This window comes from Dactylosporangium sp. NPDC050688, from assembly GCF_040654515.1.
Taxonomy (GTDB): Bacteria; Actinomycetota; Actinomycetes; order Mycobacteriales; family Micromonosporaceae; genus Dactylosporangium.
Genome location: NZ_JBFAIC010000046.1, coordinates 80,951 through 94,025, shown reverse-complemented (window position 1 = coordinate 94,025; position 13,075 = coordinate 80,951). Strand labels below are relative to the sequence as shown.

The following is a 13,075-nucleotide window of genomic DNA, read 5'->3' as shown; positions in this document are numbered from 1 at the left end:
CCAGCGCAGGCAGTGCGAGCGCAGCGAGCATGGGGGGCTCCGGGGTGGGAACCCCCCGGCCGGCCCGCGGCGGCAGCCGCGCCGAAGCCAGAAACAGCCAGAAACAGCTAGAAACAGCTAGAAACAGCTAGAAGTCGAACTGGTCCGGGGGTGCGGCGGCGCGTTCGACCTCGACGCCGAGGCCGCGCAGGTCGGCTTCGAAGCTCGGGTACCCCCGGTCGATGTGGTGCACGTGGCGGATCTCGGTGACGCCGTCGGCGCACAGGCCGGCGATGGCGAGGCCCGCGCCGGCGCGGATGTCGGTGGCGGTGACCGGGGCGCCCGAGAGGCGTTCGACGCCGCGGACCACGGCGTGGTGGCCGTCGGTGCGGATGTTGGCACCGAGGCGGGACATCTCGTTGATGAACATGAAGCGGCCGTCGAAGATGTTCTCGGTGACGAGGGACGAGCCCTCGCTGACGGAGGCCAGCCCGACCGCCATCGGCAGCAGGTCGGTGGCGAAGCCCGGGAACGGCAGGGTGACCACGTCGACGGCCTTCGGGCGGTCGGCTATCCGGACCCGGAAGGAGTCGGCGGCCGTGTCGACCTGGCCGCCGGCGGTCGCCACCTTGTCCAGGGCGATCTCCAGGAAGCTCGGGTCGATGCCGTGCACGGTGACGTCGCCGCGGGTCATGGCGGCGGCGAAGGCCCACGTGCCGGCGACGATGCGGTCGCCGACGGTGCGGTGCTCGACCGGGTGGAGCTCGGTGACGCCGTCGATCACGAGACGGGAGGAGCCGGCGCCGGAGATGTCGGCGCCCATGTCGGTGAGCATGCGGCAGATGTCGACGATCTCGGGCTCGCGGGCCGCGTTGTCGATCTCGGTGCGGCCGTTGGCGAGGACGGCGGCCATGAGCAGGTTCTCGGTGGCGCCGACGCTGGGGAAGTCGAGCCAGATGGTGGCGCCGTGCAGCTTCGGCGCGGTGGCGATGACGAAGCCGTGCTCGCCGGAGATGTCCGCGCCCATCCGGCGCAGGCCCTCCACGTGCATGTCGAGGCCCCGGGAGCCGATCGCGTCACCGCCGGGGTGCGCGACGCGCACGTGGCCGCAGCGGGCCAGCAGCGGGCCCAGCACGCAGATGGAGGCGCGCAGGCGGCGCACCAGGTCGTAGTCGGCCTCGGCGCCGAGCTGCTCGGGCACGTCGATGATGACGCGGTCCTCGTCCTGCTCGACCTCGCAGCCGAGCCGGCGCAGCACCTCGGCCATGATGGCGATGTCGGTGATGCGGGGCACGTTGGTGAGCACCGTGCGCCCCGTGGCCAGCAGCGCCGCTGCCATCAGCTTGAGCGCGGAGTTCTTGGCCCCGACGACCGACACGTCTCCGGCGAGCCTGGCCCCGCCGGTCACACGGATCACGTCCACGTCGGTCATCGTAGGGGCATTCCGTACCGTGAAAACCATGGCCATTCACCTCACCCGCATCTACACGAAGACCGGCGACACCGGCACGACCGGATTGGGCGACTTCACCCGGGTCCCGAAGACCCATCCGCGGATCGGCGCCTACGCCGACGTCGACGAGGCCAACGCCGCCCTCGGGGTCGCCGTGGCCATGGGTGGCCTGGACGAGGAGCTGCGGGCGGTGCTGACCGTGGTCCAGAACGACATGTTCGACGTGGGCGCCGACCTGTGCAACCCGGTCGTCGCCGAGCCGGAGTATCCGCCGCTGCGGGTCACCGAGGAGTACCTGACCCGCCTCGAAGGCTGGTGCGATGCGTTCAACGAGCGGCTGCCGAAGCTCGACTCGTTCATCCTTCCGGGTGGCACCCCGGGCGCGGCGCTGCTCAACGTGGCCAGGACGGTGACGCGGCGGGCCGAGCGCAGCGCGTGGGCGCTGATGGAGCACGACCCGGAGCACACCAACGAGCTGGCTGTGAAATATCTCAACCGGCTGTCCGATCTGCTGTTCATCCTGGGCAGGATCGCCAATCCCGATGGCGACGTGAAATGGGTGCCGGGCGCGAACCGCTAGTTGGTGCGGTGCCGGTAAGGCCGGGTCTCCGGGGTCGACTCACCCGGAGGCGCGGCCTCGACCCACGACAGGAACCCGGTCAGTGCCCGCTCCGCCATGGCGATCTCGACCGGCGACTGGCGGCTGATGCACCGCACGATCACCCAGTCGGGCGGGAGGACGAGCAGCTCGGCCGGGTCCGGGCTGCGGCGGCGGTCGACGGAGAGCCCACGCCGGGACAGGACCCGGCGCGGGCCGGGCCAGAAACTGAAGATGCGATACCACCGCAGGTCGTCGCCGGCGAAGCGGGCCAGGCCCGCGGACCAGCCCCGGCCGGGCACCATGGTGCTCAGCCGGACACCTAACTCGATCGTGCCGCCCTGCCGGGCGATCACGACGCGGCGCAGGAACAGCAACGCCAGCGCGGCGAGCAGGATGAGGACCGCGATGCCGATTCCCTCGACGATCCTCACCGACGCCGCCCGCGAGTCAGTGCGCGGCTTGGGCGGTGGCGGGGGTGCACGCCTCGGCGAGCACCGTCACCCCGGTCGCCGTGACGGAGAGGAACCCGCCCGAGACGTCGAAGGCGATCTCCTGCCCACCGGAGTGCTTGATGCGCACCTGACCGGGCTCGGCCAGCTGACCGAGGAGCGGCGCGTGGCCGGGAAGCACACCGAGCTCGCCCTCCGTCGTGCGCGCCATGACCATGTCGGCGTCACCGGACCAGACTTTTTCCTCGACGGCTACGAGCTCGACGTGCAGCTGCCTCGCCACGCTAATTACTCCTCGTGTGCGCGATTCGGTTTTGCCGAGTGTAGTCAATGATCCGACGAGCGGAGCAGTGGGCCTCGCCACGTTGGCGCAACACCTGAAATGCCGATGAAGTGACGAACCGCGAATCGGCAGAAGGTGGGTATCCGACACTTCAGAGCGTGACGCACGTCACCCTGTCACGGTGGGCTATTCCCTGAAAAGACGGAGGTGATTTTCATGCACGCAAGGATCGCGGCGGTGCTCGTCCTGGCTGCCGCAGCGGTGGCGGTCCCGCGCCCGGCCCACGCCGACCCTCCCGCGGCCGAGGTCTGGTTCAACGGCGCCGAGGTCGTCTACCAGGCCGCCGATGGGCAGGTCAACGCGCTGGTCCTGACCTCGGTGGGGGTCGACCTGTACCGGCTCGACGACACCGTGCCCATCACGTCGGACGAGGACGACTGCGTCCACCCGGTCGCCGGCGACGACACGATCATGGAGTGCGAGCGCAACCTGTCGTTCTGGGACGTGGACCTGCGCAACCTCGACGACACCCTGGACAACCAGACCACCCGCCCCGGGCACCTCAACGTCGGCGCCGGCAACGACGTCGTGCGGACCGGCGGCAACGCCGGCTCGGTCCAGGAGGTCGCCGGCGGCGACGGCGACGACCTCATCTACTCCGGCCCGGGCCAGGACTGGATCGCCGCGGGCGCCGGCAACGACACCGTGTCCTACGAGGGCCGCATCGGCGCCGTGGTGGCCTCGGTGGCCACCGGCGGGGCGGAGGACACGTACGTGAGCGGCGTGGAGAACCTGACCGGTGGCGCCGGCAGCGACTCCCTCACCGGAAACGGCTCGGCGAACGTCCTGGACGGCGGCACCGGCACCGTCTGCCTGTTCTGGGTCTGCGTCCTGACGTCCGGCAACGACACCCTGCACGGCGGCAACGGCAACGACCTGCTGCGCGGGCAGGGTGGCAACGACAACCTGTACGGCGAGGGCGGCGTCGACACGCTGCGCGGCGGCGCGGGGTTCGACGCGCTGGACGGCGGCCCGGCCTCCGACTGGTGCTACACCGAGGCCGACGGCGGCACGACCGTGAACTGCGGCCTGGTCGTCATCCCCTGAAAAACGCCGAAGGGCGCCCCCGCCACCGCGGGGACGCCCTTCGCACACACGGGACGTCAGTCCTTCATGAGCTCGTGCGCGTTGCGCTCGAGGTCCTCGAGACCGCCGCACATGAAGAAGGCCTGCTCGGGGAAGTGGTCGTACTCACCCTCGGAGATCTTCTTGAACGACTCGATCGTCTCCTTGAGCGGGACGGTCGAACCGGGGACGTTGGTGAACTGCTCCGCCGCGTAGGTGTTCTGCGACAGGAACCGCTCGATGCGCCGGGCCCGGCCGACGGTGACCTTGTCCTCTTCGGACAGCTCGTCCATGCCCAGGATGGCGATGATGTCCTGCAGGTCCTTGTACTTCTGCAGGATCCGCTGCACCTCACGGGCGACCGTGTAGTGCTCGACGCCGACGTACTCCGGCGCGAGGATGCGCGAGGAGGACGCCAGCGGGTCGACGGCCGGGTAGATGCCCTTGTCCGAGATCGACCGCTCGAGGTTGGTCGTCGCGTCGAGGTGGGCGAACGTGGTGGCCGGCGCCGGGTCGGTGTAGTCGTCGGCGGGCACGTAGATCGCCTGCAGCGAGGTGATGGCCTTGCCCCGCACGGAGGTGATGCGCTCCTGGAGCTGGCCCATCTCGTCGGCCAGGGTCGGCTGGTAACCGACGGCGCTCGGCATACGGCCGAGCAGCGTGGAGACCTCCGAGCCGGCCTGCGTGAACCGGAAGATGTTGTCGATGAAGAGCAGCACCTCCTGGTTCTGCACGTCACGGAAGTACTCCGCCATGGTCAGCGCGGCCAGGGCGACCCGCAGACGGGTGCCGGGCGGCTCGTCCATCTGGCCGAAGACCAGCGCGGTCTTGTCCAGGACGTTGCCCTCGGCCATCTCCAGGATGAGGTCGTTGCCCTCACGGGTGCGCTCGCCGACGCCGGCGAACACCGAGGTGCCACCGAAGTTCCGGGCGACCCGGATGATCATCTCCTGGATGAGGACCGTCTTGCCGACGCCGGCACCGCCGAACAGGCCGATCTTGCCACCGCGCACGTACGGCGCGAGCAGGTCGAGGACCTTGATGCCGGTCTCCAGCATCTCGGTCTTCGGCTCGAGCTCGGCGAACGCGGGAGCCTTGCGGTGGATCTCCCAGCGCTCGTTGATCTCGAGCTTCGACTCGTCGGCGTTGAGCACCTCGCCCAGGGCGTTGAACACGTGGCCCTTGGTGATGTCACCGACCGGCACCGAGATGCCGGAGCCGGTGTCGCGCACCTCGGCGCCGCGAACGAGACCGTCCGTGGGCTGCATGGAGATGGCGCGGACCATGTTGTCACCGAGGTGCTGCGCCACCTCGAGCGTCAGCTTCTTGGTGCCCTCGGAGAGGGTCACCTCGACGTTGAGCGCGTTGTAGATCTCGGGCATGGCGTCGCGCGGGAACTCGGCGTCGACGACCGGGCCGATGACCCGGACGACGCGGCCGACCGCGGTCTTCGCTGGTGCAGTCATCACACATCACTTCCCGCCGCCGCCAGCGCGTTGGCGCCGCCGACGATCTCACTGATCTCCTGGGTGATCGCCGCCTGCCGGGCGGAGTTCATTTCACGGGTGTACCGCTTCAGCAGGTCGTCGGCGTTGTCTGAGGCACTCTTCATGGCGCGGCGGCGGGCCGCCGACTCGCTCGCCGCCGAGTCCAGCAACGCCGCGAAGATCCGCGTGTTGATGTACTTCGGCAGCAGCGCCTCGAGCAGCTCCTCCGCCTCCGGCTCGAACTCGTACGCCGGCAGCGGCCCGGAGACCTGCTGCTCCTCGACCTCCATCGGCGCGACGATGCGCGCGACGGGGGCCTGCGTCATGAGCGAGCGGAACTGGGTGTGGACCATGTACAGCTCGTCGACGCCGAGGATGCCGTCCGGACCGGGACCGTCTTCCGTGTCGTCCGCGCCGTTCACGAACGCCTGGATCAGCGTCTCGCCGATCTCCCGCGCGTTCTCGAACCGCGGCTGCTCGGAGAAGCCCGTCCAGCTGCCGGCGATCTCGCGGCCGCGGAACCGGTAGTAGGCCACGCCTTTGCGCCCGGAGACGTAGAGGGCGACCTGCTTGCCGTCGGCGCGCAGCCGCGCGATGAGCTGCTCGGTCTGGCGGATCGCGTTGGCGTTGTAGCCACCGCAGAGCCCCCGGTCGCTGGTGACCAGCAGCACCCCGGCCCGGCGGACCGGAGTGCGGGGCACCAGCAGCGGGTGGTCGACGTTGGTGTTGGTCGCCAGTGCCGTCAGCACGCCCGTGATCGCCTCGGCGTAGGGCAGCGACGCGGCGACCCGCTCCTGCGCTTTACCGATGCGGCTCGTGGCGACGAGCTCCTGTGCCTTGGTGATCTTCTTGGTCGACTTGACCGTGCGGATCCTCCGGCGCAGTGCCTGTACCTGACCGGCCATGGCTCAGCCCGACTTCCGGACCTGGCGGGTCACGGTCTCGCGAGCCTGCTCACCCTGCAACGCCTTGGCCGGGGGCTCGTTGAGCGGGCCCTCGGCGCCCTTGACCGAGAAGACCTGCTTGAAGCTCTTGATCGCCTCGGTCAGGCCGTCGATGGTGTCCTGCGGCAGCTTCTTCGACTCCGCGATGGCGCCGATCAGCTCCTTGCGGTTGCTGTGCAGGTACTGCAGGAACTCGCTCTCGAAGCGGCGGATCTCGCCGACCGGCACGTCGTCGAGCTGGCCGGTGGTGCCGGCCCACACCGAGACGATCTGGTCCTCGACCGCGAACGGCGAGAACTGCGGCTGCTTGAGCAGCTCGACCAGGCGGGCGCCCTTGTCCAGCTGGGCCCGCGACGCCTTGTCCAGGTCGGAGGCGAAGGCCGAGAAGGCCTCCAGCTCGCGGTACTGGGCGAGGTCCAGCCGCAGGCGGCCGGCGACGTCCTTCATGCCCTTGACCTGGGCCGAGCCGCCGACGCGGGACACCGAGGTGCCGACGTTGATGGCGGGCCGCACGCCCTGGTTGAACAGGTCGGACTCGAGGAAGACCTGGCCGTCGGTGATCGAGATGACGTTGGTCGGGATGTACGCCGAGATGTCGTTGGCCTTGGTCTCGATGATCGGCAGACCGGTCATCGAGCCGCCGCCGAGCTCCTCGGACAGCTTCGCGCAGCGCTCCAGCAGCCGGGAGTGCAGGTAGAAGACGTCGCCCGGGTACGCCTCACGACCCGGCGGGCGGCGCAGCAGCAGCGACACGGCGCGGTAGGCCTCGGCCTGCTTGGTCAGGTCGTCGAAGACGATCAGGACGTGCTTGCCGCCGTACATCCAGTGCTGGCCGATGGCCGAGCCGGCGTAGGGCGCGAGGTACTTGAAGCCGGCCGGGTCGGACGCCGGGGAGGCGACGATGGTGGTGTACTCCATCGCGCCCTGCTCCTCGAGGATCCCGCGGGTGGCGGCGATCGTCGAGGCCTTCTGACCGATGGCGACGTAGATGCAGCGGACCTGCTTCTTCGGGTCGCCGGACTTCCAGTTGTCACGCTGGTTGATGATCGTGTCGAGGGCGACCGTGGTCTTGCCCGTCTTGCGGTCACCGATGATCAGCTGGCGCTGGCCCCGGCCGATGGCGGTCATGGCGTCGATCGCCTTGATGCCGGTCTGCAGGGGCTCCTTGACGGGCTGGCGGGCCATGACGTTGGGCGCCTGCAGCTCCAGCTCGCGGAAGCCCTCGTTGGCGATCTCGCCGCGGTCGTCGATCGGCTCGCCGAGCGGGTTGACCACGCGGCCCAGGAAGGCGTCGCCGACCGGGACCGAGAGCACCCGGCCGGTCCGCTTGACCTGCTGACCTTCCTCGATGCCCTCGAAGTCGCCGAGGACGACGACACCGATCTCGCGGACGTCCAGGTTGAGCGAGACGCCGAGCGTGCCGTCCTCGAACTCGAGCAGCTCGTTGGCCATCGTCGAGGGCAGACCCTCGACCTGGGCGATACCGTCGCCGGCGTACGAGACGACGCCGACCTCCTCGCGGGAGATCCGTGAATCAACGGACGACACGTAGCGCTCGAGTGCGCCCCGAATGTCGTCCGAGGAGATGGTCAGCTCGGCCATTCCTCAACCTTCTATCTAGATAAATCAAGCTTCGGGGATTATTTGGCGAGCGCCGTCTTCGCCTCAGCGAGACGACGTGACACCGTGCCGTCGTAGAGGTCCGAACCGACCTTGACCCGCATGCCTCCGATGATCCGCGGATCGACGTCGATCTTGAGAGAGACCTCTCGACCGTACAGCGCGGCGAGACGTGCTGCCAGGCGCTGCTCCTCACCGTCGGTGAGCGCGACCGCGGTGGTCACGTAGGCCACCGAGTGGTCGCGCTGCTTCGCGGCCAGCTCGATGAGGCGGGTCAGCGAGCTGTCGAAGCCCCGGCCGCCGAACCCGGCGACCGCCAGCTCGGCCAGCCGGACCGTGGCGGGCTTGGCCTTGCCTTCCAGCAGGTCCCGGATCAGCTGGGCCCGGGCGCCGGCCGGCGCGGTGGTGTCGGCGAGCGCCGCGGCGAGCCGGGAGTCGCCGGAGGCGACCTGACCGAACCGGAACAGCTCGTCCTCGACGTCGCCGAGGTCGCCGGCGCGGTCGACGCCGGACAGCTCCGCGGTGACGCCGAGCAGCTCGACGCCGTCCAGCATCGCGCCCGGCCCGGACCAGCGGCCCGAGACCAGGGTCACGAGGAGCTCCAGCGCCTCGTCGCTGACCTTGCCCGACAGCACGGACCGCAGCAGGGCGGCGTGGTCGTCGCTGGAGCGGCCGGGGTCGGCCAGTGCGCGGCGCAGCCGCGGCTCGCGCCGCAGCAGGCCGGCCACCGAGAGGATCTCCTCGGCGACCACACCGATCCGCTGAACGTCAGCGCTCGCCGCGAATGCGGCGAGCTTGTCGGCAGCGGCCCCGTAGGCCTCCCGGTTGATGGTGTCCATCAACGCCGCCCGGCGGTGCCGGCGGCACCGTCACCGATCTCGTCGAGGAACCGCTCGACCGTGCCACGGCGGCGGGCCTCCTCCTCGAGAGACTCCCCGACGATCCGGCCGGCCAGGTCGACCGCGAGCGAGCCGATCTCGGCGCGCAGCTGGCGGACGATGGTCTGCCGCTCGGTCTGCAGGGCCTCACGACCGGCCGCGATGATGCGGTCGCTCTCCTCCCGGGCCTTCGCGAGGATGTCCTCACGGATGCCCGTGGCGTCGGCGCGCGCCTCGTCACGGATGCTGGCCGCCTCGGTGCGAGCCTCGGCGAGCTGCTGCTTGTACTGCTCCAGCAGCCGGTTGGCCTCGGCCTGCGCCTCCTCGGCGCGCTTGATGCCACCCTCGATCGCGTCGACCCGTGCGCGGAAGGTCTCCTCCATGCGCGGGAAGACGAACTTCATCAGCACGAAGCACAGGATGCCGAAGGCGACGAGGCCGACGACGATCTCCTGCCAGATCGGGATGATCGGGTTGTGTTCGGCTCCCGATTCAGCCAGGAACTGCAGCATGGGAAACCTCCCGCTTCAGGTGTAGGTGGAGGCGGGTGGCTTACTTGAAGACGAAGCCGAAGGCGATGCCGAGCAGGGCGAGCGCCTCGACCACGGCGAAGCCGAGGAACATGTAGGTGCGGGTCAGACCGGCCGACTCGGGCTGACGAGCCGTCGCCTGGATGTACGAAGCGAAGATGATGCCGACGCCGATGCCGGGGCCGATGGCGGCGAGGCCGTAGCCGATGGCGCTGAGGCTGCCGTTGACTGCTGCCAGGTCCATGTGGAATTCCTCCTGAGATCTCGCGTGACGTTCACGCGGGACAACTGAAAAAGGGTGGTGCGTTCGCTGTCGATTCCGAAGCGGGGGGTGCGGCTCAGTGCTCGTCGGCGAGGACGCCCGCCAGGTAGTTGGCCGTCAGCAGCGTGAAGACATAGGCCTGCAGCGCCGCGATCAGCAGCTCGAAGAAGGTGAGGCCGATGGTCATCGCCCACGAGACCAGCGAGATCGGCTTGAGGAACAGGCTGTCCGCGTTGAACAGCGCGAAGCCGCCGAGCGTGAAGACCAGCAGCAGCATGTGCCCGGCGAACATGTTGGCGAACAGACGCAGGGCGAGCGTGACCGGCTGGAGAATGAAGGCCTGCAGGAACTCGATCGGGATCAGCAGGAACTGCATGTACCACGGGGCGGGCAGGTAGACGGCGTGCTTGATGTAGCCGGCGAACCCGTGCTTCTTGACGCCCTGGTACAGGTACAGCCCGTAGGTGCAGAGCGCCAGGGCGGCCGGGAACGAGATGTGCGCCATCGGCGAGACCTGGATGAACGGGATGATCGAGAAGACGTTGCCGACCAGGATGAAGCAGAACAGCGACGCGAGGTATGGCGCGAACCGCAGCCCATGGTGGCCGATGACGTCCTTGGCGACGCCTTCCCGCACGAACCCGTAGATCGACTCGGCGAGCCACTGCTTCTTGGTCGGCACGATCTTGGGGTCACGGTAGGAGACCAGGAAGTAGATGAGCACCAGCGCCATGGCCAGCCACAGGAACAGGCTGAACTTGGTCAGCCACTCCACACCGAGGTGGGGAGGGAAGATGTCTTCCACGCTGGGCGGGAAAGGCGTCTCCGCCAAAACCAGACCGCTCACCACGTCCCTCTCGTTATCAATTCAACTGGTCGTCAGGCGCCAAGGCGCTTGACGACCAGGTAGATGCCGCCAGCGGCGCCGAGCACACACCCGATCGCCGTGGCGATGCCTCCGGCGTTGAGCCACTCGTCGACCAGCCAGCCGACGAAGCCCCACACGGCTATGCCCGAAATGAGGTATCCGACGGCGGCCCAACCTTCGTTGGCGCCACTCGATCCGGACTGCTTGGGTGTCTGGTTACCGGCCATGACGCGGTGACCATATCAGCCTGCCGGGAGCACCCGTGCATCGACCCCCGCGTGCTCGTCGCGCGGGGGTTGCTCTCAGGGCCGGGTTGCCTTCAACCGACGGCCGTCAACGTTACTACGCCCATCACTCGGCGGACGTCAATTACACGACTGATGCGTGAGTGAATGTTGCGCACGGTCACTCCCAGAGGGTTTGCTGAACCCCAAGGATAACAATGCGTACGGGAGTGATGACCTTGCGCAACACCGTCATCGCGTTTTTCTTGATTCTGGCCGCCATCGTGGTCACCAAGACCGGGACCGGCGGCACACCGCGGACCGCCTCAGGTAACGCCGGCGGTGACGGCGGCGGGCCCGTCGTGTGTTCGGTTTCACCGCAGCGACCGGCGGCGAAGGACGGCAGGATCGTCGCCGCCGCCCAGTTCCGCTGCGACTCCCCCGGCCCCGACAGCCTGACCGTCACCGTCCACCTGCAGCGCAACGACGGTGGAACCTGGACCACAGTGGCGAAGGACACGTCCGCCAGCGGCTCGGTCCAGACGACCCGGGAGGCGTCCGCGGAGGCGAGGACCCGGCGGGTCGGCGCCGCCTGCGCGGGCGGCACGTTCCGCACCCTGGTCGAGGCGTCGGTCGTCGACGGCAGGCGCCGCACCCCGCTGTCGAAGACCAGCGGCGAGCGCAGGAACCCCTGCTAGGAGGGCTCGATCTCGACGTACGGAATCTTGGCCCGCCAGAGCCAGACGGCCTGCGCGGCGACCCACACCAGGGTCCCGGCGATCACCAGCACCCCCAGCCAGGGCAGCCCGCCCCAGTCGGTGCCCGCCACGAACCACATGACCACGCCGATGATCGCGAACTTCAGGATGTAGGTGCCGAGCGCCACCGGCATGAGCAGGTGCCGGGCCCGCAGGTCGGTCACCGCGATGACCAGGCTCGACAGCGTGTAGCTCAAGGCCACCAGGCCGACGCCGGCGAGTGCGCCGAGCGCGCCGTCGGCGCCGTCGCGCCAGCCGGCCAGTGGCGCGACGACCACGAGCAGGATGCCCATCGCGATCAACGCGGTGCGCAGGTGCTGCAGTCGCTTCTTCACAATGGAGCAGGATACGCCGGGAACCGCCCGACCAGCTCGGTCACCCGGTCGCGGACCGGCTCGCCGCGCACCGCGGCGCCGATCAACGCGGCGATCTGCGCCATCTCCGCCTCGCCCATCCCCTGCGTCGTCACCGACGGCGTGCCGACCCGCACGCCGGAGGCGGTCATCGGCTTCTCCGGGTCGTACGGGATGGCGTTCTTGTTGAGCGTGATCCCGGCGGCGTCGCAGCGCTCCTCGGCCTCGCGGCCGGTGATCCCCAGCCCGCGCAGGTCGATCAGGGCGAGGTGGGTGTCGGTGCCGCCGGACACCGGGCGCATCCCCTGCTCCTGCAGCCCGGCCGCCAGCGCCCGGGCGTTGCGCACGACCTGACCGGCATAGTCGGCGAACGCCGGCTGCGCGGCCTCGTGCAGCGCGACCGCCTTCGCCGCGACCGCGTGCATGAGCGGGCCGCCCTGGGTGAACGGGAAGACCGCCTTGTCGATGCGCTGCGCGAGGCTCTCCCGGCACAGCAGCATGCCGCCGCGGGGACCGCGCAGCACCTTGTGCGTCGTGCAGCTGACCACGTCGGCGTGCTCGACCGGCGACGGGATCGCCTTGCCCGCGACGAGGCCGATGAAGTGCGCCGCGTCGACCATGAGATACGCGCCGACCTCGTCGGCGATCGCCCGGAAGCGGGCGAAGTCGATCGGCCGCGGGTACGCGGTCGCCCCGCAGATGATCATCGCCGGCCGGTGCGTCAGGGCGAGCTCGCGCACCTCGTCGTAGTCGATCAGCTCGTCGTCGCGGCGCACCGGGTAACCGACGGTGTTGAACCACTTCCCGGAGAAGTTGACCTTGCTGCCGTGGGTCAGGTGCCCGCCGTGCGGCAGCTCCATCGCCAGGACCGTGTCGCCCGGCATGAGCAGCGCCGCGTACGCGGCGAGGTTGGCGCTCGCGCCGCTGTGCGGCTGCACGTTGGCGTGCTCGGCGCCGAACAGCGACTTGGCCCGCTCGACCGCGAGCTCCTCGGCCCGGTCGACGGCGGCGCACCCGCCGTAGTAGCGGCGGCCCGGGTACCCCTCGGCGTACTTGTTGGTCAGCGTCGAGCCGAGCGCGGCGAGCACCGCCGGCGACGTGAAGTTCTCACTGGCGATGAGCTGCAGCCCGCCGCGCAGGCGCTCCAGCTCGTCAAGGACGACGTCGGCGATCTGTGGGTCCGTGTCGCGGAGCGCGTCGAAGTCCGGCCCCCAGTACGTATCGCCCATGAAACGAGTCTAGGGTGCATCGGCGCAGGGTA

General features: G+C 69.4%; 16 protein-coding genes. 3 read left to right on the top strand and 13 right to left on the bottom strand.

Features of this window, described 5'->3' with window-relative positions; translation table 11 throughout:
• Positions 1-127 precede the first annotated feature (127 nt).
• Positions 128-1,411 (bottom strand): UDP-N-acetylglucosamine 1-carboxyvinyltransferase, encoded by a 1,284-nt coding sequence (gene murA / locus AB0H83_RS34230; RefSeq protein ID WP_360102338.1) that lies wholly within the window; start codon positions 1,409-1,411, stop codon positions 128-130.
• Between the two features lie 28 nt (positions 1,412-1,439).
• Between murA and AB0H83_RS34225 the strand changes: the two genes are divergently transcribed.
• Positions 1,440-2,012 (top strand): cob(I)yrinic acid a,c-diamide adenosyltransferase, encoded by a 573-nt coding sequence (locus AB0H83_RS34225; protein ID WP_360102337.1) that lies wholly within the window; start codon positions 1,440-1,442, stop codon positions 2,010-2,012.
• Here AB0H83_RS34225 and AB0H83_RS34220 read toward each other — a convergent pair.
• Both AB0H83_RS34220 and AB0H83_RS34215 read right to left on the bottom strand, forming a co-directional pair.
• A complete protein-coding gene (locus tag AB0H83_RS34220; RefSeq protein ID WP_360102336.1) occupies positions 2,009-2,464 on the bottom strand; it encodes a DUF2550 domain-containing protein in 456 nt (151 codons plus the stop codon). The two genes, AB0H83_RS34225 and AB0H83_RS34220, sit on opposite strands and share 4 nt — an antisense overlap.
• A gap of 16 nt (positions 2,465-2,480) precedes the next feature.
• Positions 2,481-2,765, bottom strand: coding sequence for a F0F1 ATP synthase subunit epsilon (locus AB0H83_RS34215; protein ID WP_360102334.1), 285 nt, complete (start codon positions 2,763-2,765; stop codon positions 2,481-2,483).
• Between the two features lie 216 nt (positions 2,766-2,981).
• Here AB0H83_RS34215 and AB0H83_RS34210 point away from each other — a divergent pair, with 216 nt between their 5' ends.
• A complete protein-coding gene (locus tag AB0H83_RS34210) occupies positions 2,982-3,872 on the top strand; it encodes a calcium-binding protein (RefSeq protein ID WP_360102332.1) in 891 nt (296 codons plus the stop codon).
• 56 nt (positions 3,873-3,928) lie between these two features.
• Here the strand turns inward: AB0H83_RS34210 and atpD are convergent, their stop codons facing one another.
• The 8 genes from atpD to AB0H83_RS34170 all read right to left on the bottom strand — a co-directional run bounded on the left by atpD (position 3,929) and on the right by AB0H83_RS34170 (position 10,706).
• Positions 3,929-5,356, bottom strand: coding sequence for a F0F1 ATP synthase subunit beta (gene atpD / locus AB0H83_RS34205; RefSeq protein WP_360102330.1), 1,428 nt, complete (start codon positions 5,354-5,356; stop codon positions 3,929-3,931).
• A complete protein-coding gene (locus tag AB0H83_RS34200; RefSeq protein WP_360102327.1) occupies positions 5,356-6,282 on the bottom strand; it encodes a F0F1 ATP synthase subunit gamma in 927 nt (308 codons plus the stop codon). The genes atpD and AB0H83_RS34200 overlap by 1 nt, the downstream gene beginning before the upstream one ends.
• A gap of 3 nt (positions 6,283-6,285) precedes the next feature.
• Positions 6,286-7,923, bottom strand: coding sequence for a F0F1 ATP synthase subunit alpha (gene atpA, locus AB0H83_RS34195; RefSeq protein WP_360102325.1), 1,638 nt, complete (start codon positions 7,921-7,923; stop codon positions 6,286-6,288).
• Positions 7,924-7,961: 38 nt separating this feature from the next.
• Complete coding sequence (locus AB0H83_RS34190) at positions 7,962-8,780, bottom strand: F0F1 ATP synthase subunit delta (RefSeq protein WP_360102323.1); 819 nt, start codon at positions 8,778-8,780, stop codon at positions 7,962-7,964.
• Entirely contained in the window at positions 8,780-9,328 is a 549-nt protein-coding gene (locus AB0H83_RS34185; protein WP_360102358.1) for a F0F1 ATP synthase subunit B, read from the bottom strand. The genes AB0H83_RS34190 and AB0H83_RS34185 overlap by 1 nt, the downstream gene beginning before the upstream one ends.
• Before the next feature lie 43 nt (positions 9,329-9,371).
• Positions 9,372-9,593: an ATP synthase F0 subunit C gene (gene atpE, locus AB0H83_RS34180; RefSeq protein ID WP_360102321.1), complete on the bottom strand. Its 222-nt coding sequence runs from the start codon at positions 9,591-9,593 to the stop codon at positions 9,372-9,374.
• Between the two features lie 94 nt (positions 9,594-9,687).
• Positions 9,688-10,458, bottom strand: coding sequence for a F0F1 ATP synthase subunit A (gene atpB / locus AB0H83_RS34175; RefSeq protein WP_360102356.1), 771 nt, complete (start codon positions 10,456-10,458; stop codon positions 9,688-9,690).
• A 32-nt stretch (positions 10,459-10,490) separates the two neighbouring features.
• Positions 10,491-10,706, bottom strand: a complete 216-nt coding sequence (locus AB0H83_RS34170; protein ID WP_360102319.1) for an AtpZ/AtpI family protein — start codon at positions 10,704-10,706, stop codon at positions 10,491-10,493.
• A gap of 215 nt (positions 10,707-10,921) precedes the next feature.
• Between AB0H83_RS34170 and AB0H83_RS34165 the strand changes: the two genes are divergently transcribed.
• On the top strand, positions 10,922-11,401 hold the full coding sequence (locus AB0H83_RS34165) for a hypothetical protein (protein WP_360102317.1): 480 nt from the start codon (positions 10,922-10,924) through the stop codon (positions 11,399-11,401).
• On the opposite strand, the gene AB0H83_RS34160 is transcribed toward AB0H83_RS34165, so the two are convergent.
• A complete protein-coding gene (locus tag AB0H83_RS34160) occupies positions 11,398-11,796 on the bottom strand; it encodes a hypothetical protein (RefSeq protein WP_360102315.1) in 399 nt (132 codons plus the stop codon). The genes AB0H83_RS34165 and AB0H83_RS34160 overlap by 4 nt on opposite strands.
• The gene (gene glyA / locus AB0H83_RS34155; protein ID WP_360102313.1) at positions 11,793-13,043 is read right to left on the bottom strand and encodes a serine hydroxymethyltransferase; all 1,251 of its coding nucleotides are present in this window, start codon (positions 13,041-13,043) and stop codon (positions 11,793-11,795) included. The genes AB0H83_RS34160 and glyA overlap by 4 nt, the downstream gene beginning before the upstream one ends.
• Positions 13,044-13,075 lie beyond the last annotated feature (32 nt).